Here is a 22,554-nt window from a genome sequence, read left to right on the forward strand (position 1 = left end):
ACTTTATGAATGTCAATCAATTTCCAGATAGAATTATCGAAATCGACCAGGAACAATATTTGTATTTTGGAGGAACGGCTTATTTGGGATTACCAACAAATAAGGCTTTTCAGGAATTGGTTATCAAAAATATTCTAAAATGGGGAACGACTTATGGAAGTTCCAGAAGTGCGAACATAAAACTAACGGCTTTTGAAAATGGCGAAACTTTTCTAGCCAAACACATTAAAGCAGAAAGTGCCGTTACAGTTTCCTCGGGAATGCTCGCAGGAAAACTGGTAATTGATGAATTAAAAAAACAAACGGATTCTTTCTTTCATTTTCCTGATACTCATCCTGCAATTCAGGCAAATGATAGTTTGCCAGTTTTCATAAATGATAAAATAAACCCACGCTTATTAGATTCAAAATCAGAGAGAATTACAATTTTGACTGATGTTGTAACAGGTTTTCAAACTGAAGCAATTGATTTATCTATATTGGCAACAATTCCGAATCAAAAAGAAGTAACTTTAGTTATTGATGAATCACATTCTCTTGGAATTTTAGGTAAAAATGGTTGTGGTTTTTATTCTGAAATCGACCTTCCTGTCAAAAGAAAAATCCTGGTTTCTTCTTTAGGAAAAGCTTTTGGATTAACAGGCGGAGTTATTGCAAGTGACGCCTCTTTTATCAATCAAATACACAATTTAAACACTTTTGTTTCTGCTGCCGGAATGAATCCTGCTTTTGTACAAACTTTAGCTGATGCTGCTGATCTTTATAAAATCCAACATCAGAAATTACTAGAAAATTTGGATTATATTGATCAGAAATTAATCAAAAATGACGCTATTAAATTTGATAAATCATATCCATTAATTTACCTGAAAGATGATAACATGATTGAAATTTTAAAAACAAATAAAATTATTATCGCCAGTTTTAAATATCAGGAAAATTCCAATAATCTCAATCGAATTGTAATTACTGCAAATCATTTACATGAAGATTTGAATAAACTAATAGACGTTTTAAACGGTTATAACTGAGATCAAAAAAAAAAGTTTGCCACGAATTTCACGAATTTTCACTAATTATGTTGCGTTCAAAATTTAATTCGTGCAAATTCGCGAAATTCGTGGCAAAAAAAACCTTCCCCAATTCAATAAATTGTATTCAAATTAGTTTTAAAACGTACCTTTGTAAAAAATTAAACGATGACAAACAACGATATCCTAAAAAAACTGCGCGTGGCTTTGATGCTCCGTGACGACCAAATAGTTGAAATTTTAGAATTAGTAGATTTTAGAATTACAAAATCTGAATTGGGCGCTTTTTTTAGAGCCGAAGACCATGAAAACTACATGGAATGTGGCGATCAGGTTTTGCGTAATTTCTTAAACGGATTGGTAATTCATTTAAGAGGAACGAAAGAAAATCCTAAAAACCCGAATGATGTTTTGGCTAAACATAAAGCTGAAATTCCTAAAAAAGACAGTACAAAAGAAAGACCTGAATTCAAAGCAAGCGCTAAAGATTCTGAAAGAGGAAGAGGTGACAAAGCACCTTCTAAATCGGGTTCGGCAGCTGGAAAACCTAAAAAGAAAGAATTCCCTAAAGGAAATGGAAAACCATCTGTTGTAGAAAAAGTGGTTTACAAAAACGGAAAAAATAAAAAATAATTACTTGCTTAACCGCAAAGCGCGCTAAGGTTTTCCTTAGATTGTGCTTAGTAAACGCAAAGTTCGCAAAGCTAAATTGATAAAGCTTTGCGAACTTTGCGTTTTTATTTAAAATCTATATAAAAAATTCTTTGCGCGCTTTGCGGTTAAATCTTCCTATGATTAAATAATTCAAAAAAAATCCCTCCGAATAATCGAAGGGATTTCTATATATTAAAGTGAAGATGCATAATACATCTCTACAATATTATTATTAAGATAATGCAGCTTTAACTTGATCAGCAGCTTCTTGAAATTGAGTAGCTGATAAGATTGGCATACCAGAGTTGTCAATTAATTCTTTTGCAATTTCAGCATTTGTTCCTTGCAAACGAACGATAATTGGCACATTGATAGCGTCACCCATGTTTTTGTAAGCATCAACAACACCTTGAGCAACACGGTCACAACGAACGATTCCTCCAAAGATGTTAATTAAAATAGCTTTTACGTTTGGATCTTTTAAGATAATACGGAAAGCAGTTTCAACACGTTTAGCATCAGCAGTTCCACCAACGTCTAAGAAGTTAGCAGGCTCAAAACCAGCGTATTTAATTAAATCCATAGTTGCCATTGCAAGACCTGCACCGTTTACCATACATCCTACAGTTCCGTCAAGATCTACATAGTTCAAACCTACTTCTTTAGCTTCAACTTCGATTGGATTCTCCTCACGGATATCTCTCATCTCAGCATATTTTGGTTGTCTGTATAAAGCGTTATCATCAATATTAACTTTAGCATCAACAGCTAAAATTTTGTTATCTGAAGTTTTCAAAACCGGGTTGATTTCAAACATAGAAGCATCAGAACCAATGTAAGCATTGTATAATGAATCGATGAATTTAACCATTTCTTTGAAAGCATTTCCAGAAAGACCTAAGTTAAAGGCAATTCTTCTTGCTTGAAAACCTTGTAATCCAACATTAGGATCAACTTCTTCAGTAAAGATTAAGTGTGGAGTATGCTCAGCAACTTCTTCGATATCCATTCCACCTTCAGTAGAATACATGATCATATTACGTCCTGTACCTCTATTCAATAAAACAGAAACATAAAATTCAGAAGTTTCGCTTTCACCAGGATAGTAAACATCTTCAGCAACTAAAATTTTGTTTACTTTTTTACCCTCAGCAGAAGTTTGAGGTGTAATCAATTGCATTCCGATGATTTGTTCTGAAATTTCTTCAACTTGTTGCAAGTTTTTAGCCAACTTCACTCCACCACCTTTTCCACGTCCACCTGCGTGAATTTGTGCTTTTATCACATGCCATCCTGTACCAGTTTCGGCAGTTAATTGTTTTGCAGCAGCCACAGCTTCAACCGCATTGTTAGCCACAATTCCGCGTTGAATGCGTACTCCGTAACTTGCTAAAATTTCTTTTCCTTGATATTCGTGTATGTTCATAATATAGAATTTGTCTGGTTCTGAATTTATTTCAGAATAAAAGTGCGACAAAAGTAGCAAAATTCAACTTAATAGTAAAATCTTTTTCAATTAAAAAACGAGTGTTATATCTCTTAAGCGTTTATTCATTTTCAATGCGAAGAAATAGTTAACAAAATGATTTGTTAATATTAACTCAAAACCACTAAAACGTTTGATATTTAACAAAAACATCACCGCATTCATTAGCCTTACGGCGATTTTTCTTAATATATTTTAATGCGTGTTATCATTTTGGCAATTCGCAATGCTTAATATAATATTATTATCAATTAAGAAGCGTTTTTCTAGTATTACGATAAAAATGTAAGTCAAATTACTATTTCAATACATTATGTTTAACGAAATCTTTATTTTTGTAGAAAAAATATCAAGAATGAAAGTTAAAGAACAAGGGCTTTATTTGCCTGAATTTGAACACGACAATTGTGGTGCAGGATTTATTTGTAATTTGAATGGTATTAAATCAAACGATATTATTCACAAAGCATTAGACATCTTAATTAAATTGGAACATCGTGGTGCCGTTAGTTCTGATGGAAGAACTGGGGACGGAGCCGGAATCTTATTCGATATTCCTCATGATTTCTTTAAGAAAGTATGTGATTTTGAAATCCCTGAAACGCGTGAGTATGCAGTAGGAATGGTTTTTTTACCAAAAAGCAAAAACCAGGTTTCTTTTTGTATCAACGCTTTTGAATCGACTATCAAGGATCAGAATTTAAAGATTCTTGGTTGGAGAGATGTGCCTGTTGAAGTGGAAAATTTAGGGCAGATTGCCGCAGAAAAAGAACCAACAGTTAAACAAGTTTTCGTTTCTAAAAACGGTCAGGATTTAACTGAAAATGAATTTAATGCAAAACTTTTTGCAGCTAGAAAAATTGCTGAACATGCCGTAAGAGGATCAAAAACCTCTGAAAGTCATATGTTTTATTTCTCTAGTTTATCGACAACTACCATAATATATAAAGGTCTATTGATGCCAGAAGACATCAGCCGTTATTATGTGGACTTAAAAGATCCAGATTTAGTGACTCGTTTGGCGTTAGTTCACCAACGTTTCTCTACAAATACATTCCCTTCATGGGAACTTGCTCAACCGTTTAGATACATGTGTCATAATGGTGAGATTAACACACTTCGTGGAAACGTAAGCCGTATGCGTGCTCGTGAAGAGCTTATGCAAAGCAAAGTTTTTGGCGATGATATCAAAAAACTATTCCCAATTATCTTAGAAGGAAAATCAGATTCTGCTTCTATGGATATGGTTGTAGAACTTTTATTAATGACAGGTCGTTCATTGCCAGAAGCGATGATGATGGTTGTTCCAGAAGCTTGGGAAAAACACCAGACAATGTCTGAGGAGAAAAAAGCTTTCTACGAGTTCAACGCTTGTATTATGGAACCTTGGGATGGTCCTGCTTCTATTCCGTTTACAGACGGTAATGTAATTGGTGCATTATTAGACAGAAACGGATTGCGTCCTTCTCGTTATACATTAACGCACAGTGGTTTCGTAATCATGTCATCTGAAATTGGTGTATTAGATATCGATCCTGAAGATGTAATTCAGCACGGACGTTTAGAGCCAGGAAAAATGTTCTTGGTTGACATGAACGAAGGTCGTATTATTGAAGACGAAGAGGTTAAAAAAGCAATTGTTACAAAACGTCCTTATAAAGAATGGATCGATGAAAACTTATTGCCTTTATCTAAAATTCCTTATACCAATAATCCTACTCCAGTTGAGAAACTAGATTTCTTAACAAGACAACGTTTATTTGGTTATACAATTGAAGATTTAAAAACGATCATTAACCCAATGGGAGGTCAGGGAGCTGAAGCTATCAGTTCTATGGGTAACGACACGCCTTTGGCTGTTTTATCAGAGCAACCTCAGTTATTGTACAACTATTTCAAACAATTATTTGCTCAGGTTACCAATCCGCCTTTGGATGGTATTCGTGAAGAAATTATTACTGATATCAGTTTAGCAATTGGTGGAGATTTCAATATTTTCGAAATTGAATCTAAACAATGTAAAAAACTAAAAATCCAAAATCCGGTTATTTCAAATGAGGATTTAGATAAAATAAGAAACATTGATCACGCAGATTTCAAATCGGCTACAATTTCTACTTTATACAAAATAGAAAAAGGAGTTAACGGTTTAGAGCGCGCGCTTGAAAAATGTGTTCAGGCAACTTTTAAAGCTGTTTCTGAAGGATGCAATATTATCATCTTATCAGATAGAGGTGTAAGTGAAGAATTAGCTCCAATTCCTATGTTATTGGCTTGTTCTTACATTCACCACTCATTGAACATTTTACAGGTTCGTTCTAAATTCGGAATCATAATCGAATCTGCAGAACCTCGTGAACCGCATCATTTTGCTTTATTATTTGGATATGGCGCAAGTGCGATTAATCCATACATGGTAAACGAAATCATTTATGATCAGGTTGCACAAGGATTCATTACTGGCGTAAAAGCTGATTATGCAGTTGTAAATTATAATAAAGCAATTGCAAAAGGAATCGTTAAAATCATGAACAAAATTGGTATCTCTACTTTACATTCGTACAGAGCTGCTCAGATTTTCGAGATTTTAGGTTTAAACAAAACATTTACTTCTAAATATTTCCCTTACACACCTTCAAGAATCGAAGGAATTGGTTTGATGGAAGTTGAAAAAGAAGTGAAGAAACGTTTCCAAAAAGCATTTCCAAATTCAAAAGTGGCAAGTTTGCTTCCGTTAGAAATTGGAGGAATTTATAGATGGAGACGTGGTGGAGAAAAACATATGTTTAATCCAACAACTATTTCTAAATTACAACAAGCTGTTCGTTTAAACAGTCCTGAAAGTTATAAAGAATACTCTAATATGGTTAACGAGCAAAGCTCAAACTTAATGACAATTAGAGGTTTATTTGAATTCAATAATTTAGATCCAATTTCTATCGATGAAGTAGAACCTTGGACCGAAATTGTAAAGAAATTTAAAACTGGTGCGATGTCTTATGGATCTATCAGTAGAGAAGCGCATGAGAATTTGGCAATTGCAATGAACAGAATTGGCGGAAAAAGTAACTCTGGAGAAGGTGGAGAAGATCCAAAACGTTTCCAGAAAGAAATTAACGGAGATTCAAGAAACAGTGCAATCAAACAAGTTGCTTCGGGACGTTTTGGTGTTTCGATCAACTATTTGACAAACGCTAAAGAGATTCAGATTAAAATGGCTCAAGGTGCAAAACCTGGTGAAGGTGGACAATTACCTGGAGAAAAAGTGGTGCCTTGGATTGCTGAAACGAGAAACTCTACACCATATGTAGGTTTGATTTCGCCTCCGCCACACCACGATATTTACTCTATTGAGGATTTATCTCAGTTGATTTATGATTTGAAAAATGCGAATCGTGAAGCTCGTATCAACGTAAAATTAGTTTCAGAAGTTGGAGTTGGAACAATTGCTGCCGGTGTTGCCAAAGCAAAAGCTGACGTTATCCTGATTTCTGGTTATGACGGAGGAACTGGTGCTGCACCATTGACTTCATTACAACACACAGGTATTCCATGGGAACTTGGATTGGCAGAAGCACAACAAACTCTAATCTTAAATGATTTAAGAAGTCGTGTAGTTCTTGAGTGTGACGGACAATTAAAAACTGGTCGTGACGTTGCAATTGCAGCATTATTAGGAGCCGAAGAATTTGGTTTTGCTACTGCTCCACTTGTTGCTTCGGGATGTATTATGATGAGAGCTTGCCACTTAAACACTTGTCCTGTTGGTATTGCAACTCAGGATCCTGAATTGAGAAAAAATTTCAAAGGAACTCCAGAGCACGTAATCAACTTCATGTATTTTATTGCTGAAGAATTAAGAGAAATCATGGCACAATTAGGTTTCAGAACCTTAAAAGAAATGGTTGGTCAATCACAAAAATTAAATGTGAATAAAGCGATCAAACATTACAAAGCAAATGGTTTAGACTTATCATCAATTCTATACAAACCGGAAAAAGCTAAAACACAACCAATTCACAATACAACTGAACAAGATCACGATTTAGACAATGTATTGGATTTTGCGATTATCAAAGAAGCGATTCCGTCTATTTATAGAAAAGAAAAAACAAGAGTTACATTTAAAATTAAAAATACAGACCGTTCTGTAGGTGCCATTTTGAGTAATGAAATCTCAAAAATATATGGCGCACAAGGTTTACCTGATGACACTATTTTAGTTGATTTTGAAGGTTCTGCCGGACAAAGTTTTGGTGCATTTGCAACAAACGGATTGTCGTTTAAAATTCACGGAAACTGTAATGATTATTTAGGAAAAGGATTATCAGGAGGAAAATTGATTATCAAAGTCCCTCCTACTGCAACCTTCAAACCTGAAGAAAACATCATTATCGGGAACGTTGCCCTTTACGGAGCTATCACCGGAGAGGCTTATATTAATGGAATGGCCGGAGAGCGTTTTTGTGTGAGAAATTCTGGAGCAACTGCAGTTGTTGAAGGAATTGGAGATCACGGATGCGAGTACATGACAGGTGGTACGGTCGTTGTTTTAGGAAAAACAGGAAGAAACTTCGCAGCTGGTATGAGCGGTGGTGTGGCTTATGTTTATGATCCAAATCAAAAATTCGATTCAACTTTATGTAACATGGAAATGGTTGCATTTGATCCAATGGAAGATGAAGACATTACAAAACTAAGACGATTGATCAAAAACCATTCATTGTACACTAGCAGTCCATTAGCAAAAAGAATTTTAGCAGACTGGGAAAATGAACAAAACAATTTCGTAAAAGTAATGCCAACTGATTACAAAAAAGCATTACAACGAATTGCAGAAGAAAAGAAAATAGAAGAATTAATAGCTGATTAAATGATTTTAGATTTTAGAGTTCAGATTTTAGATTAAAAGTAACCTCAAAGCTTTGCGAACTTAAAACTCACAAAGAAGCAAAACAAAAGCCTTGCGCACTTTGCGGTTAAAAAATTGGAATTTGGAATTTTAGAAAATTGGAATTTATCATTTAAGATTTAATTAAAATGTCATGGGTAAAATAGGCGGATTTAAAGAATATAGCAGAGCTGACGAAAGTAATTTAGCAGTAGCAGAACGTGTTTCGAACTACAATGAATTTACAATTCCGTTAGCAAAAGATAAAATAAAAGAACAAGGTTCAAGATGTATGGATTGTGGTATTCCTTTTTGCCACAGTTCTTGTCCATTAGGAAATTTAATTCCTGATTTCAACGACATGGTGCATCAGGAAGAATGGCAAAGTGCCTTAGAGATTCTACAATCTACTAATAACTTTCCAGAATTTACAGGTCGCTTATGCCCTGCTCCATGTGAGAAATCATGTGTATTAGGAATCATCAAAGAGCCTGTTGCAATCGAAAACATCGAGAAAAACATCATCGAAAGAGGTTTTGCAGAAGGCTGGATTAAACCACAAGCTCCAAAAACAAGAACAGGAAAAACTGTTGCCGTTATTGGTTCTGGTCCTGCAGGTTTAGCAGCGGCTCAACAATTAAACAGAGCCGGTCACACGGTAACTGTTTTTGAAAGAGACAATGCAATTGGAGGTTTATTACGTTACGGAATTCCAAATTTCAAATTGGAAAAAGGAATTATCGACAGACGTGTAGCAATCCTTGAAGCTGAAGGAATCACTTTTAAAACAAATGTAAATGTTGGAGTAAACTTTAGCGTAGACGAACTTAATTCTTTTGATTCTATCGTATTGTGCGGTGGAGCAACTGAAAGAAGAAGTTTGCCAACTAAAGGAATCGAAAGCAAAGGCGTTGTTCAGGCAATGGATTTCTTAACACAACAAACTAAAGTTTTATACGGAGAATCAATTCCGGATCAGGTTAAAGCAACCGGAAAAGATGTAATCGTAATTGGTGGTGGAGATACAGGATCTGATTGCGTTGGAACATCAAACAGACACGGAGCAAAATCGGTAACAAATTTCGAGATTTTACCAAAACCTCCTGTTGGAAGAAGCGAGACGACTCCTTGGCCTTTCTGGCCGTTGCAGTTAAAAACTTCATCTTCTCACGAAGAAGGTTGCGACAGAAATTGGTTAATCAATACTAAAGAATTCTTATCTAACGAAAAAGGAGAACTTGTAGGATTAAAAACCGTTGAAGTTCAATGGAAAATGACTCCGGGTCAACGTCCTGAATTAATCGAAAAAGAAGGTTCTGAGAAAATCTGGCCTTGCGATTTAGCTTTATTGGCTCTTGGATTTACAGGTCCGGAGAAAACTTTAAGCGAGCAATTAGGTCTTGAAATTGATATGAGAAGCAACTATAAAGCTAAAAATTATCAAACAAATGTTCCTCATATTTTCACAGCTGGAGATATGCGAAGAGGACAATCATTAATTGTATGGGCTATTTCAGAAGGTCGAGAAGCAGCAAGAGAGGTAGATTTATTCCTGATGGGATATACCAACTTGCCAACCAAAGGAAACGGAGATTTACCGAGTTTATAATTTTTGAGGTTCTGAGATACTGAGCTACTAAGTTTCTAAGTTTTTTTTCTCTTAGTATTTTAAATCATACGAACATAAAAGATTAAAAAAATCAAATCTTTATTCCGATAAACAACACTAACTAAGCTGCTAAGGCGCTAAGTTTCTAAGATTCTAAGTTTTTTTTGCTTAGTCGCTTAGCAACTTAGACTCTTAGCAGTTATTTTTTTGCTCCTGAACAAAGATTAAAAAAAGATTTTCTATTTCAACCATAGCCCGAGGTTTTAACCTTGGGACATGTAGCGTATCGACGAAAATCATAACATTGCGCTCCCAAGGTTAAAACCTCGGGCTATGTTCTAGTAACAAGACGCTAAGAAAAACCTTTGCTCCTTTGCCTCTCTGCACCTTTGTCCCTTTATTTCTAAAAAACTTTTGTTTAACAAAATGCCAATTGTGATGCTTCGAAAAAAGATTCTAAGTTTCTGAGAAACTAAGTAGCTAAGACGAAAAAACTTACTAACTTAGAACCTTAGCAACTTAGCACCTTAAAAAGATTTATAAAAATCCGAAATAAACCACTTTTTGTTTAAAATCAAACAATTTGTTACAATTTGTTATTTTTCTACAATTAATTTGCAGTTAGTCAAAAGAGTAATAAATTTGCTCAAAATAGTTTAAAAAATGCAAGCAAAAGATTTACTGCAGTTAGCAGAACAATTTGGAAGTCCATTATATGTTTATGATGCCGAAAAAATCCAATCTCAGTACAACAGATTAACTAAAGCTTTCTCTAAGGTAGAAAACTTAAGAGTTAATTACGCCATGAAGGCATTGTCAAACGTTGCGATTCTTCAGTTATTAAAGAACATGGGATCTGGATTAGATACTGTATCAATTCAAGAAGTTTTATTAGGACTTCATGCTGGCTATGAACCTGAAAAAATCTTTTTTACACCAAACGGAGTTTCTCTTGAAGAAATCGAGGAAGTTGCCGCAATGGGTGTACAAATCAATATTGACAACTTATCTATTCTGGAGCAATTCGGGACAAAATATCCACAAATTCCGGTATGTATTCGTATCAATCCGCACGTAATGGCGGGTGGAAATGCTAATATTTCGGTGGGACATATCGATAGTAAATTCGGTATTTCTGTTCACCAGATTCCGCATATCTTGCGAATTGTAGAGAACACAAAAATGAGCATCGTGGGAATTCACATGCACACAGGATCTGATATTCTTGATATCGAAGTATTCTTGTATGCTGCTGAAATCTTATTTGATACCGCAAAACACTTCAAAGACTTAGAGTTTTTAGATTTCGGAAGCGGATTCAAAGTTCCTTACAAAAAAGACGATATCGAAACTGACATCGAAGAATTAGGTAAAAAATTATCTAAAAGATTCAATGCTTTCTGTACAGAATATGGCAGAGATTTAACGTTGATTTTCGAACCAGGAAAATTCTTGGTGAGCGAAGCAGGTCATTTCTTAGTAAAAGTAAACGTAGTAAAACAAACAACATCAACAGTTTTCGCTGGAGTTGACAGTGGTTTCAACCACTTAATTCGTCCAATGTTGTACGGATCTTCACACCATATCGAAAACATTTCTAACCCAAAAGGAAAAGAACGTTTTTACTCGGTTGTAGGATACATCTGCGAAACAGATACTTTTGCAAACAATCGTAGAATTTCGGAAATTACTGAAGGTGATATTCTGGCTTTCAGAAACGCCGGAGCATATTGCTTCTCAATGTCTTCGAACTACAATTCAAGATACAAACCAGCAGAAGTTTTATGGAAAGACGGAAAAGGAATCTTAATCCGCCAACACGAAACTTTTGAAGATTTGCTTAAAAATCAAATTCCGTTGCCACAAGAAGTTGCTGCAACAGTTTAAAATAAAAAAAAAGAGAATATCTATTGAATCCCGTTTCTTAATTGAGGCGGGATTTTTTTTGTTTCAGATTGTTGATTTTAGATTTCTATGCACTTGTCAGGCTGAGCGAAGTCGAAGTCTCAGCGCAATCTTGTCATTTCTGTAGATGTTAGATATTTCGGTAACAAAATTTAACTTTAATAAATTTTGTTACGATGAGAAATAATAGTCAGGATTCCACTTTAGAGCGGAACTACTTAGAGAAGTATCGTTTTCTAATAAAAGAATATGAACAGGTAAAAAATAAAACTCATCCTTTGTATAAAAAAGCAATGGATTTTTATGCAGCAAATAATACTTGCCGAAAGAGTTTTTTAAAGTATTATAATCGCTTTAAACAAAGTGGGAAATCTATTGATTTATTGCCCCAAAAAAGAGGTCCCAAATATAAAACAAGACGTCCTTTGCCTTTTATAGAGCAAAAAGTAATTGCATTGCGAGAAAAAGGAAACAACAAATATGAAATTGTTAGTATCTTAAGGCCCAAATTAGGGAAGCATACACCATCATATTCAGGAGTTTATAATATTTTAAAACGCAATAAAATAAATAGATTAACTCCGAAGATTAAAAAGAATCATCAAAAAATAATCAAGGAAAGAATGGGACAACTTGGTCATATTGATTGTCATTATTTGAGCAAAAGTATAATTAAAGGGGAAAATAAAAATCGCTATTTAGTTTGTGTAATAGATGATTACAGTCGAATTGCCTGGGCTGAATTAGTTTCTGATATTACCAGTTTAACAGTTATGTTTGCGGCATTGAAATGTTTAAACATCCTAAGTGATCATTATGAAATAAAATTTGAAGAGATATTATCTGATAATGGAGCTGAATTTGGACCTAAAACAAGCAAAGTGAAAAATAATCACCCTTTTGAGAGGATGTTAATGGAATTAGGTATTGTTCATAGGTACACAAAACCCTACAGACCACAAACTAATGGTAAAGTTGAACGCTTTTGGAGAACTCTTGAAGATGATTTATTGAGAGACACAGATTTTGATTCTCATGAAGAATTAAAAGAAGAATTATTGCAATACTTATATTATTATAATCATGAAAGACCACATCAAGGTATTGATGGAAAAAAACCAATCGAAATGATAAATCCGTTACCGAAATAAGTAACCTTTACAATTTCGACAGAGGAGAAATCCTCACAAGAAACTCCGCAAAGTATATCATTCAGTAATATAAATGCGAACGTTCACACCCAGTTTGTCATTTCGACGAGGGAGAAATCCTCGCAAGTAACTCCGCAAAGTAATTATCATTCAGTAATCTCAATACAAACGTTCACACCCAGTTTGTCATTTCGACGAAGGAGAAATCCTCGCAAGAAACCCCATAAAGTATATCAAAGAAAGAAAATTAAAAAGAAAGAAAAATCTTAAAAAATATTCTATCTTTCGGCAAAAAGAATGGAACATCAAGAAGGCTATCACACTTACTACATATACATATTAACAAATAAATACAAAACCGTTTTCTACACCGGAGTTACAAATAACTTAAAAATTCGTTTAAGTCAGCATCAAGAAACCAAAACAATTGTAAACAAAACCTTTACCTCAAAATATAATGCGACATTTTTGCTCTACTACGAAAAATTCACTTGGATTCAAGCAGCAATCGCCCGAGAGAAAGAAATAAAAGATTGGCGCAGAGAAAAGAAAATCGAATTAATAAAAACTATAAATCCTGATCTTGATTTTTTGAATTATTTATTTCCATGATTTTATATCCAAATCTCCGAATAACATTACCAATCTTTGTGGAGTTTCTTGCGAAGATTTCTCCTTCGTCGAAATGACAAGATTATGGATAATTGGGAGTTTAAAATGAAATTAGATTTTTAATTAAAAGGAAAAATATGAAAAGTGTAAAAAAGATAGTTAAAGCTACAAGAACTATAAGTAAAGACTCAAAGATCGTTGTCGACCCATCGCTTAATGAATTTAAAAATATTAAGTTTAAGTCAGGAAAACCAGATGAAATAAATAAGATGGATTTTAAACTAAGTTTTTAATTCTTTAATAATATACTGCAATCCCATTCATTTTCTTTGAATGGGATTTTTTTTATTTTATATTTTATAATCCTTTCAGGTTGTTTGAAGTCGTAAATGCGCAAAGTAAATCGTCAATATAGAACGCGGATGACGCGGATTCACTTCGTGAAAACGCGGATTAAAACGGATTTTTTTCTTATGATCTTGTCATTTCTTAAATGGCAAATTTTACAAAAATCTCTTTGATGCAAATCCATTTTCATAAGTCAAATTCAGCAATTTGTAAGAAAAAATAAATATATTTGAAATAAAGAAAAAACAGTGGAAGGAATTACATTTGTCGAAAATTTTATCGAAAATCCAAACGAGCTATTTGAAAATTTAAAAGCAAATGTAACTTGGGACGAAAGAATGACTGCACGAAAAACGGCAAGTTTCGGAAAAGCCTATAATTACTCTCAAATCGAATATCCATATCAGGAATTTTTACCCGAATTAAAAAAAATTAACCAAAAAGTTTCTACCGTAATTGGTTTTGAACCCAACAATTGCCTTATAAACTATTACTTAGACGGAAAATCTAAAATGGGTTACCATTCCGACCAAATTGATATTTTAGAACCACAAACCGGAGTTGCCATTATTTCGGTTGGAGCAGTTCGAATTCTTAAATTTAGAAATATATTAAATCCTGAGATATTTCAAAGTTTTGAATTAACAGCAGGAAGTTTAATTTATATGACGCAGGAAGTTCAAAAGATTTGGCAACATTCAATTCCGCAATCAAATACAGAAGAAGGAAGAATTAGTATAACTCTTAGAAAAATTGCGTGAGATTACAAAAATTGTAAACCCGCAAACACAACCATTTCACTCGTGAATACAAACCAGGCAAATCGTAAAACATTTGATAAAAATTAATCTCTCTTTTAATTTTTTTAATACTATTTTTACCTTATAAAATCTACTAAAAAGTTATTCAATTATATCCTAAAAAATGAAAAAAACACTTTACTTTCTATTTACTATTATCTTAACTTCCTCCATTTACAGTCAAAATCTTAAAAGTATTACTTACGAAAGTTGGAGCAATAATAATTGGATAAACTCCAGTTATGTTATAAAAAATTACGATAAAAGTGACAAGATCACAGATGATTTAAGTCAACGATGGGATGTGAGTTCTAGTACCTGGAAAGATTTTAATTCAACAAATTATGAATATAATACTAACAATCTAGTAGATAAAATTATTTACAAATCATTTGATAAAACTTCAAATTTACTGACCTTCTCTCAAAGGGCTTCTTTCAGTTATATCAATGAAAATAAAATAGATGTATTATTTTATGAAGAATGGACTAACAACGCTTGGCAAAATTCATCAAAAAATACTTCATCTTATGATTCAAATGGATATCTCGTATCTGGTTTAATACAGCGATGGAATGAAAATAATTGGAAAAATAACATAAAGGTCGATTATTCAAATAATTCTGATGGATTATTTACTCAAATAACCCGACAAAAATGGAATGATTCCAGTTCTAAATGGGAAAATTTTTCGCAATCAACTTATACTTATAATAGCTCAAAACAGGTTTCAGTAGAAACAATGAATATATGGGAAAATAATAAGTGGATTGAGAAAATAATATTTACAAATTCATACGACGCAAATGGTTTTTTAGTGAATCGTTTACGCCAGGATTGGGATGATGATCTTTCAATATGGATTAATCAGTATCAAAGTAAATATGATAATAATCAAAACGGAACAATACATCAAGAGATTGCGGAAATATGGAATAAATCATCCAATTCATGGGAAAACTTATCCCGTATAACGTATAAATATGACAAAAATCTAGGAATCGCCGATTTAACTAAGTCTCAAATCAAAATCTTTCCTAACCCAACAACCGATTTTATAAATGTACATCTTGAAGAATCAAACGATACAAAAGTTTCGATAATTGATGCTCTTGGAAGCGTTATTCTTAAAGAGAATTTTGTTGGAAATGACTTTTCGGTAAACGTAATGAATTTAAACAAAAACGTATATTTTATAAAGTTAGAAAATGGCGAAAAAACTCAGGTAAAAAAGTTTATTAAAAACTAAAAACCTGTATTCTATCCCAAAAATCATGTTTTTTACCAACATCAATTTTTCTAAAGATTTTTAAATACCTTTGAATTATGAGCACAGCAGCAAAACCAAAACATATTGGCAGAAACATAAGCCGAATCAGAGAACTTCGAGGTATGAAACAAGAAGCACTTGCACAAGCAATTGGTTCAAACCAACAAGCAATTTCCGGGATTGAAGGAAGCGAAGAAGTTGATCCTAAAAAACTTGTAGAAATTGCAAAAGCACTTGGAGTTACGGTTGAAGCACTTGAAAATTTTTCGGAAGAATCTGTTTTTAATTATTTCAATACTTATTATGACACAAAAGACAGCGTAATTAACGCTGGAAATCAATGTTCTGCTAATAATTGTAACTTCAATCCACTTGATAAAGTCATTGAACTTTACGAACGTTTGGTTCAGGTTGAAAAAGACAAAAATGAATATTTAGAAAACTTACTAAAAGGCAAATAATTACTCCAAAATATAAATTCTACAAAAGCACAATTATCTTATGATTTTGTGCTTTTTTTATTTGATAATATTCATTTCTTAACTTAGAATATTTTGGGCATCTCCCGCCGAAAAAAGCGGGTCGTCCCGATAGCTATCGGGATTCGGCTATATCTTTTACTCCGTTCCTCTTCACAAAAGGATAACGCCTCTATCCCTGATGCGAGACCGTTTTGCTTAAAAGAAAACCTACTTTAAAATTTTATTGAAGTATTATTTTTATATTTTAGCTAAACTTAAATCAGCCTTTAACGCCTAATAAAATTAAGAAAACACATTTCGATAATAATGTTTAAAAAAACTATTATAATTCTTCTTCTATGTTTTACAGGAACATGTATTGGACAAGAATTCCCTGAAAAAGATAAAAAATACGATGTTGATATATTTGAATTTTTAATGAAATCTGTCGAAAAAGATTCTGTCTCATTAGAAACATTTTTAATTAACAGCAAACCATTTTCAAAATGGGATATCAGACCATTAAAGAGAGAAAACGTTTGGGCTTTAGATACTTTTCACAATGCAAGCGAAGTACCAAACTTCATATTTGGGGCATTCTGTAATCAATATCAAATATCTCAGAAAACGGCAATGAATATGCCTAATCAATTTTTAGAAAAAGGTCGCGATAAGAAAGATTTTTTAGAAAATTATTTGAATGAAAATTTGAAAAAATTCGAGAAACTTACACAACTTATTTCTGGAAATAAAAGTGATATTTTCACATCTTACGAAAGAATTCAAAGAATCGATAATTTATATAAAGAAAAGGAACTGTATTGGAAATATATAATCCCCAAAGATTCCCCTTTTCCTATGTCAAATAAAATTGAAAATAACGCAAAAGATAGTTTTTCAAAAGAACAAATCAAGATTCTTACTTTACTTCAAGAGTTAAATATTTATTCTGCCGTAAAAACAAGAAAAGGAATTTTCTATCTTGTCGATGGACTTACAGATAATTCATATGGCTTCTATTTCAATTCAAAAGAAGAAATGGAAACAGATAATTTTCTATTTCAGATTCTACGATTTGAAAAGATTAGCAAAAATTATTTTTATTATGTCGCAAATTGATTTGTTTAATAAATACTAAAAAAATTATATCACCTCTGCTCTGCGAAGTCTCCTGACTTCGTAGCGACAACGATAGGACACTAAGCAAATCAAAAAAAATATTCGAAAATCTACAAAGTCAGGAGACTTCGAACAGTATGAACATTAAATAATAGAAAAAAATGAAAAAATACTTATTAGTTATTTGTGTATTAATTGTAATTTCTTGCGAGAAAAAAGAAAGCATAAACAATCTAACCTCGCAAAAAAAAGAAAAAGAAATTACAAAAACAGTTTCTGCAAAAAACACTGATATTGAAAGTGTAAAGAATATTGACCGCCCGAAACAAAGTAAAATAATCACATCAAAATTTGATTTGAAATTACTTTTTGGAATTTGGACAAACGACCCAAACGGTCCACATGCAGATTTTGAATTAACAAAAAAATCTTATTATATTGTAGATTATGATGGAGATGGAGATATGCCATACGTCATAAACCAAGATACAATCAAAGTTTACTATAATGATTATACTAGTGTAGGTATAATTAAAAATGCAACCAAAGACACTTTGAAAATTGATTGGGATGAAAACGGAATAACAAATTATACGAGGTGGAAAAATTAATTACGGTATATTCCACTCTGTTTCAAATGTAATTTTGGACATAATAATATTTGCAACTTTAAACCTCTTGATAAAGTCATTGAGCTTTACGAACGTTTGGTTCAGGTTGAAAAAGACAAAAACGAGTATTTAGAAAACTTACTAAAAGGGAAATAATTATTCCAAAATATAAATATTACAAAAGCACAAATATCTTATGATTTTGTGCTTTTTTGCTTTAGTAAATGAAACCCGAAAATTATAATACAAAAAAGATTAATTTAGTATCGTTATTAATCCCAAAATAGATAAATACAAGAACCTTATCATAATTAATAAAATTGAATGGAATTAGGAATTTTCAAAAACTTCTGGGACGGACAACCAAATCATCTGCCTTTTTTAAACCTTATAAGTTATGCAGAAGAACCAAAAGAGTTCAATTTAAAACTTAGTATCTCTAAGCTAGAATCTATTCTCGAAAATAGTTCCGAGGAATCAATTATAGAAAGCATCAAACTTTTACTTGAATATGAAGATTGGAGACTGCACTTGGTTGCTTCAATGGCATTATTAAATCTGAAACAAACAACTCGAAAGAATATAACATCCTATTTTTGGCAAAGAATTAATAAAGGTTCATGGATTAGCCCACAAATACTAGTAACGTTATCATTTTCTGATACTGAATTTAAAGAGAAAAGTAAAAAGATATTAAGTGAAAGCGTAAAAATAGATTATTCTGTTTTATCTGAAATAGAACATCACGTTTCCAGAGGAGGTACACCAAAAAGTATAGCTGAGAAAAAAATTATTGCTTCATTAGATTATCTTTTAAATGATATCATTAACGACTCTTCTGATAATGATGCTGGCGGTTCAATCTGTAAAGGTTGGAAAGAAAATTTAGATAAACTAATAAAGCAAAATATATTCAAACTAGAACAATTTTAATCCAAAAACCATTAAAATTACGATTAACCCTCGCTAGAGCGAGCATGCGCTTTTTTTGTTTTTTTATAAATCATTTTAAAATTATCTAATTAACTTTAATTGCTAAAAAACAAATCCAAAATGATTAAACCAATTTCTTTATTTCTAATTCTGTTCGTTGGTTATTTTACTTTATCATTAAAACCTTCAGATTACAACACGCTTAAGAAAACCATTAAAACTGATCCTCTTTACACAAAAGGGCAAAATATTTTTAAAAGAGATTGTGCTTCCTGTCACTACATTGGAATGGATAAAATAGCAACCGCTCCTGCTCTGGGCGGAATTACCAAATTGCGTAAAAAAGATTGGTTGTACAGTTATACCCGAAATTCGTATAAAATGTTTGAACAAGGCGATAAAATTGCCAAAGAAAATATCGCTAAAGGTTGGGGATTAATGACCGCATTTCCTAATCTCACCAATTCAGATCTGGATGCTCTTTATTACTTTGTTGAGAAAAGATATGAAATGTCAAAAAAAGGACTTCCGCTTGACAAATAATGCAACGATTTAATTAAAAACAATGAAACCCACCAAAGCAATTTCTAGTTTTGGAGCATTTTTTGTATTAGATTTTTTGTGATTTCTACACACTAAATTATATAGTATTTTAATGAACACTATCATGAAAAACAGAAAAACAATAATTCGTTTTTTAGCAAGCCTAAGTATGCTGATTTTCTTCTCCCCTTTTTTCCAAATGTGTTCTGATAAAAGCATCAAAGAAAGTTCGGGTTTTATTAAATCATATCATAAAGCTGAAACAGCAAAAGAAAAAAAGATAGCTTTTGAACGTGCAAAAAAAGATTATTCTTTAAGTGGTTATGATTTAGCGATGTCTTTTGAGCCCGTTTTCTTAAGTTTTACAATTATCATGGTTTTGAATATAACTTTGTTAGTTTGCTTTCTTAGAAAACATTATAACCAATTATTTCTGTGTTTTTTGAACTTAGCTGCTATCCTTTTATCATTTATTGTTTTAATATTTGCATTACCTTATTTTGGACAAATTAGATACGGAATGTTTCTATGCTTAATTAACTCAATGTTCTTGTTTTTCCTTGTCTATAAAGAACAGGAAGACCTTCCACAAAGTTCATTAAACCTTTAAATCGCTTTACAAAAAAATATCAGGACACGATGATAAAAGGTTTTATTCTGCATCCCAAACAAGCTTTTCGAACACGTGCAGGACATTAACGCCAGCTTGTGAAAAAAATGTATTTTAGCTAATACAAAAAAGTAACATTATGACACAAAACCAGTCTAATTGAAATACTTTGCGATTCTGCTATTCTTAATATAAAACATTTGTAAACGATACTATTAAAAATTATGAAATTAAATAAAGCATGTCTGTTTTTAATTATTCTGATGAGTTTATTTGCCTGCAATTCGAATAAAAAAGAAAGCAAATTAAATACTAACAGTAAGATCAATGATACATTAAAAGTTACAAGTAATGATACATTACAAGTTGCAAGTAACAAAGTAGTTTATGATGATAGCAGGGAAAACTTAAAGCTTTCAATTGCTGATACAATAAAAATTTCTAATTCTTATTTCTTTTCAAATCAAAATTCTCAAGATATATTTCAACTCACTATAAATCCAGGTTTGGTTAAAAATTCCAAAGCTGAATTGCAAATAATAACATCGGACAATAAAATTATCTATACACAATCTTTTGACGCATTTTATTTTATACGTGAAATTTACGAGCCTGAAACAACACCTTCTGGCGGACAAGAAGTCTACGAGAAATATATGGAAGAATATTGGAAATCTATAACTCCACAACAATTTGAAGCATATTTTAAAAAGAACGTTGCTAATTTTTTTGGTGTTATTTCCGTAATAGAAAACGATAAAAATGAAGAATTAAAAGCATGGGAAGAAGATATTACCGATAAAAAATTTCTAAATGAGGTTTTGACCAATCCTGCAATCAAATTAATAAACATTCCATGTTTTGACTGTGATGAGGGAGGTGAAATGATTGGGTATTCGCTTGAGCAAAATAAAGTTATATCATTACTAGAGCATGATTAAAATGCTCTCGATAATACTTATAATCTTTCCCAAAGACGATAAAACATAAGATTAAAAACTAATATTATTGGACATTAAAAAAATATATCGCAGATTCTTTTATCTTAATACTGGCTCAAGCAAAGGGCGTAAACCTACAATTGTACTTTCTAGTCATGAAGCATTTTTTGTATTAGCAATTTGTGCAATTTTAAAGAAAATTTTATTTCCTACTGTACATGTTGGCTTTCCTTTATTCTTTTCGTTTTTTATGATACTTTGTTTAACAATTGAGTATTTCAATCGCAAAATGCATAAACGATTTAGCAATGTTTTTAGGGCGGAATGGAAAAGTGAATCAAGAAGACATAGAATTAGATACCGAATTTGTAATATCGTATTTGTTATTCTTGTTTTCTCGATTTGTATCTATATTTTAGAATATTTGGATAATAGATCTTAATGAAATGAATTCACAGCGACAACGGTAGGACAATAAGTAAATCAAAAAAAGAATATTCGAATATATACAAAGTCAGGAGACTTCGTACAGCATGAGTGATTATCTAATTACAACGAATTTAAAAAAAAAAAAATGAAAAAATGAAAACTAAAAATAAATTGACAATTTTAAAAAGCATTCTAAAAACAAAAAAAATATACAGGTATTCTCTCTTAATGTTTTTTTTTATCTCTAGTTATGCATTAGCAATTCCGCCAAACTTTACTACTAAGGAAATAAAATTTGTTAGTGAAGGAGTTTTACTTTCCGGAACTATTTTTACACCAAACAACATACAGGGAGCCGTTGTGATTGTTCATGGATCTGGGCAAGAAAAAAGAATGATACAATTTGCTACACTCCTGGCAAACAATGGAATTGCCGTTTTAACTTATGATAAACGCGGAGTTGGAGAATCTGGCGGTCTATATGCCGGACCTGAAGTAGGAACTAACAATGTTGATTTTACAAACCTAAATCTTTTGTCTCTGGATGCTAGCGCTGCCGTAAATACTTTATCTAAATCTTTGTCAAATAAAACACCAATAGGTTTAATAGGCGGTAGTCAAGCTGGATGGATAATTCCATTGGCTGCAGAGAAAAATAAGAAAGTCAAATTTATGACTATATTTAGTGGAGCACTTATAACGGTTAAAGAACAATTAAGATTCCAATTTTATACAAATGGTGATAAAAAATTTTGGGAGACACACTCAGAAGAAGATGCAAGAAAACACATATTCAATGACCCGGATAAATATGAGTTTACGGATACAAATCCCAATGATATTCTTTCTAAATTATCAATTCCGGGATTCTGGATTTTTGGAGGCAAAGACATTCAGGTTCCTGTAAATCTATCCATAGAAAACCTTGATATATTAAAGTCTAAAGGAAAAAATTATGAACATAAATTATTTCCAAACTTGGGGCATAATACAGCATTTTCAGATTCTGAAGAGCCAATGAATGATGTAATCTATTGGATAAAAAATATAGCTAAATTAAAAAGTAAAAAATAAAATTTTGCATTTGTTATGATTTACTTCGCCTTTTGCTATCGCTCGGTAAACATCTTATAAAATCAATTATAGAGCA

Annotated in this window: 18 protein-coding genes and 1 pseudogene; 18 read left to right on the forward strand and 1 reads right to left on the reverse strand. The window is 32.3% G+C overall.

Annotation, left to right across the window (positions count from 1 at the left end):
- Nucleotides 1-5: 5 nt before the first annotated feature.
- Both C8C83_RS01675 and C8C83_RS01680 read left to right on the forward strand, forming a co-directional pair.
- Nucleotides 6-1,031, forward strand: a complete 1,026-nt coding sequence (locus C8C83_RS01675; RefSeq protein WP_121326145.1) for an aminotransferase class I/II-fold pyridoxal phosphate-dependent enzyme — start codon at nt 6-8, stop codon at nt 1,029-1,031.
- Between the two features lie 168 nt (nt 1,032-1,199).
- Nucleotides 1,200-1,664 carry a DUF1456 family protein gene (locus C8C83_RS01680; RefSeq protein ID WP_121326146.1) on the forward strand — a complete coding sequence of 155 codons (465 nt, stop codon included), beginning with the start codon at nt 1,200-1,202 and terminating at the stop codon, nt 1,662-1,664.
- A gap of 253 nt (nt 1,665-1,917) precedes the next feature.
- Here the strand turns inward: C8C83_RS01680 and sucC are convergent, their stop codons facing one another.
- Nucleotides 1,918-3,111: an ADP-forming succinate--CoA ligase subunit beta gene (gene sucC / locus C8C83_RS01685; RefSeq protein WP_121329914.1), complete on the reverse strand. Its 1,194-nt coding sequence runs from the start codon at nt 3,109-3,111 to the stop codon at nt 1,918-1,920.
- A gap of 415 nt (nt 3,112-3,526) precedes the next feature.
- Here sucC and gltB point away from each other — a divergent pair, with 415 nt between their 5' ends.
- From gltB to C8C83_RS01765, 16 genes and pseudogenes are all read left to right on the forward strand, one after another.
- Nucleotides 3,527-8,044, forward strand: coding sequence for a glutamate synthase large subunit (gene gltB, locus C8C83_RS01690; RefSeq protein WP_121326147.1), 4,518 nt, complete (start codon nt 3,527-3,529; stop codon nt 8,042-8,044).
- Between the two features lie 172 nt (nt 8,045-8,216).
- Nucleotides 8,217-9,671, forward strand: coding sequence for a glutamate synthase subunit beta (locus C8C83_RS01695; RefSeq protein WP_121326148.1), 1,455 nt, complete (start codon nt 8,217-8,219; stop codon nt 9,669-9,671).
- A 663-nt stretch (nt 9,672-10,334) separates the two neighbouring features.
- Nucleotides 10,335-11,558, forward strand: coding sequence for a diaminopimelate decarboxylase (lysA, locus tag C8C83_RS01700; protein ID WP_099711266.1), 1,224 nt, complete (start codon nt 10,335-10,337; stop codon nt 11,556-11,558).
- A gap of 194 nt (nt 11,559-11,752) precedes the next feature.
- Complete coding sequence (locus tag C8C83_RS01705; protein WP_121326054.1) at nt 11,753-12,727, forward strand: integrase core domain-containing protein; 975 nt, start codon at nt 11,753-11,755, stop codon at nt 12,725-12,727.
- A 297-nt stretch (nt 12,728-13,024) separates the two neighbouring features.
- Complete coding sequence (locus tag C8C83_RS01710; protein WP_121326149.1) at nt 13,025-13,339, forward strand: GIY-YIG nuclease family protein; 315 nt, start codon at nt 13,025-13,027, stop codon at nt 13,337-13,339.
- A 596-nt stretch (nt 13,340-13,935) separates the two neighbouring features.
- Entirely contained in the window at nt 13,936-14,448 is a 513-nt protein-coding gene (locus C8C83_RS01715; RefSeq protein WP_121326150.1) for an alpha-ketoglutarate-dependent dioxygenase AlkB, read from the forward strand.
- A 163-nt stretch (nt 14,449-14,611) separates the two neighbouring features.
- Nucleotides 14,612-15,736, forward strand: a complete 1,125-nt coding sequence (locus C8C83_RS01720) for a T9SS type A sorting domain-containing protein (protein WP_121326151.1) — start codon at nt 14,612-14,614, stop codon at nt 15,734-15,736.
- A 77-nt stretch (nt 15,737-15,813) separates the two neighbouring features.
- Nucleotides 15,814-16,218 carry a helix-turn-helix transcriptional regulator gene (locus C8C83_RS01725; protein ID WP_121326152.1) on the forward strand — a complete coding sequence of 135 codons (405 nt, stop codon included), beginning with the start codon at nt 15,814-15,816 and terminating at the stop codon, nt 16,216-16,218.
- 327 nt (nt 16,219-16,545) lie between these two features.
- Nucleotides 16,546-17,337, forward strand: a complete 792-nt coding sequence (locus C8C83_RS01730) for a hypothetical protein (protein ID WP_121326153.1) — start codon at nt 16,546-16,548, stop codon at nt 17,335-17,337.
- A gap of 161 nt (nt 17,338-17,498) precedes the next feature.
- Complete coding sequence (locus C8C83_RS01735; protein ID WP_121326154.1) at nt 17,499-17,948, forward strand: hypothetical protein; 450 nt, start codon at nt 17,499-17,501, stop codon at nt 17,946-17,948.
- A 42-nt stretch (nt 17,949-17,990) separates the two neighbouring features.
- A pseudogene (locus C8C83_RS27345) lies at nt 17,991-18,104 on the forward strand (transcriptional regulator); the annotation flags it as partial.
- A 168-nt stretch (nt 18,105-18,272) separates the two neighbouring features.
- Nucleotides 18,273-18,881: a hypothetical protein gene (locus tag C8C83_RS01745; RefSeq protein WP_132011630.1), complete on the forward strand. Its 609-nt coding sequence runs from the start codon at nt 18,273-18,275 to the stop codon at nt 18,879-18,881.
- Between the two features lie 120 nt (nt 18,882-19,001).
- Nucleotides 19,002-19,424, forward strand: coding sequence for a cytochrome c (locus tag C8C83_RS01750; protein ID WP_121326156.1), 423 nt, complete (start codon nt 19,002-19,004; stop codon nt 19,422-19,424).
- A gap of 124 nt (nt 19,425-19,548) precedes the next feature.
- A complete protein-coding gene (locus C8C83_RS01755; RefSeq protein ID WP_132011631.1) occupies nt 19,549-20,034 on the forward strand; it encodes a hypothetical protein in 486 nt (161 codons plus the stop codon).
- A gap of 224 nt (nt 20,035-20,258) precedes the next feature.
- Nucleotides 20,259-20,975, forward strand: coding sequence for a hypothetical protein (locus C8C83_RS01760; RefSeq protein WP_121326159.1), 717 nt, complete (start codon nt 20,259-20,261; stop codon nt 20,973-20,975).
- A 582-nt stretch (nt 20,976-21,557) separates the two neighbouring features.
- Entirely contained in the window at nt 21,558-22,478 is a 921-nt protein-coding gene (locus tag C8C83_RS01765; protein WP_233565977.1) for an alpha/beta hydrolase, read from the forward strand.
- The last annotated feature ends 76 nt before the right edge of the window (nt 22,479-22,554 follow it).

Source organism: Flavobacterium sp. 90, from assembly GCF_004339525.1.
In the GTDB taxonomy this organism is placed as follows: domain Bacteria; phylum Bacteroidota; class Bacteroidia; order Flavobacteriales; family Flavobacteriaceae; genus Flavobacterium.

Bases quoted from the DNA above. Each gene is read 5' to 3' on its own strand.
- sucC (WP_121329914.1), bottom strand. From the start codon at position 3,111: ATGAACATACACGAATATCAAGGAAAAGAAATTTTAGCAAGTTACGGA.
- C8C83_RS01675 (WP_121326145.1), top strand. From the start codon at position 6: ATGAATGTCAATCAATTTCCAGATAGAATTATCGAAATCGACCAGGAA.
- C8C83_RS01730 (WP_121326153.1), top strand. From the start codon at position 16,546: ATGTTTAAAAAAACTATTATAATTCTTCTTCTATGTTTTACAGGAACA.
- C8C83_RS01710 (WP_121326149.1), top strand. From the start codon at position 13,025: ATGGAACATCAAGAAGGCTATCACACTTACTACATATACATATTAACA.
- C8C83_RS01705 (WP_121326054.1), top strand. From the start codon at position 11,753: ATGAGAAATAATAGTCAGGATTCCACTTTAGAGCGGAACTACTTAGAG.
- C8C83_RS01720 (WP_121326151.1), top strand. From the start codon at position 14,612: ATGAAAAAAACACTTTACTTTCTATTTACTATTATCTTAACTTCCTCC.
- C8C83_RS01750 (WP_121326156.1), top strand. From the start codon at position 19,002: ATGATTAAACCAATTTCTTTATTTCTAATTCTGTTCGTTGGTTATTTT.
- C8C83_RS01680 (WP_121326146.1), top strand. From the start codon at position 1,200: ATGACAAACAACGATATCCTAAAAAAACTGCGCGTGGCTTTGATGCTC.
- gltB (WP_121326147.1), top strand. From the start codon at position 3,527: ATGAAAGTTAAAGAACAAGGGCTTTATTTGCCTGAATTTGAACACGAC.
- C8C83_RS01760 (WP_121326159.1), top strand. From the start codon at position 20,259: ATGAAATTAAATAAAGCATGTCTGTTTTTAATTATTCTGATGAGTTTA.
- C8C83_RS01735 (WP_121326154.1), top strand. From the start codon at position 17,499: ATGAAAAAATACTTATTAGTTATTTGTGTATTAATTGTAATTTCTTGC.
- C8C83_RS01695 (WP_121326148.1), top strand. From the start codon at position 8,217: ATGGGTAAAATAGGCGGATTTAAAGAATATAGCAGAGCTGACGAAAGT.
- C8C83_RS01765 (WP_233565977.1), top strand. From the start codon at position 21,558: ATGAAAACTAAAAATAAATTGACAATTTTAAAAAGCATTCTAAAAACA.
- C8C83_RS01725 (WP_121326152.1), top strand. From the start codon at position 15,814: ATGAGCACAGCAGCAAAACCAAAACATATTGGCAGAAACATAAGCCGA.
- lysA (WP_099711266.1), top strand. From the start codon at position 10,335: ATGCAAGCAAAAGATTTACTGCAGTTAGCAGAACAATTTGGAAGTCCA.
- C8C83_RS01745 (WP_132011630.1), top strand. From the start codon at position 18,273: ATGGAATTAGGAATTTTCAAAAACTTCTGGGACGGACAACCAAATCAT.
- C8C83_RS01755 (WP_132011631.1), top strand. From the start codon at position 19,549: ATGAAAAACAGAAAAACAATAATTCGTTTTTTAGCAAGCCTAAGTATG.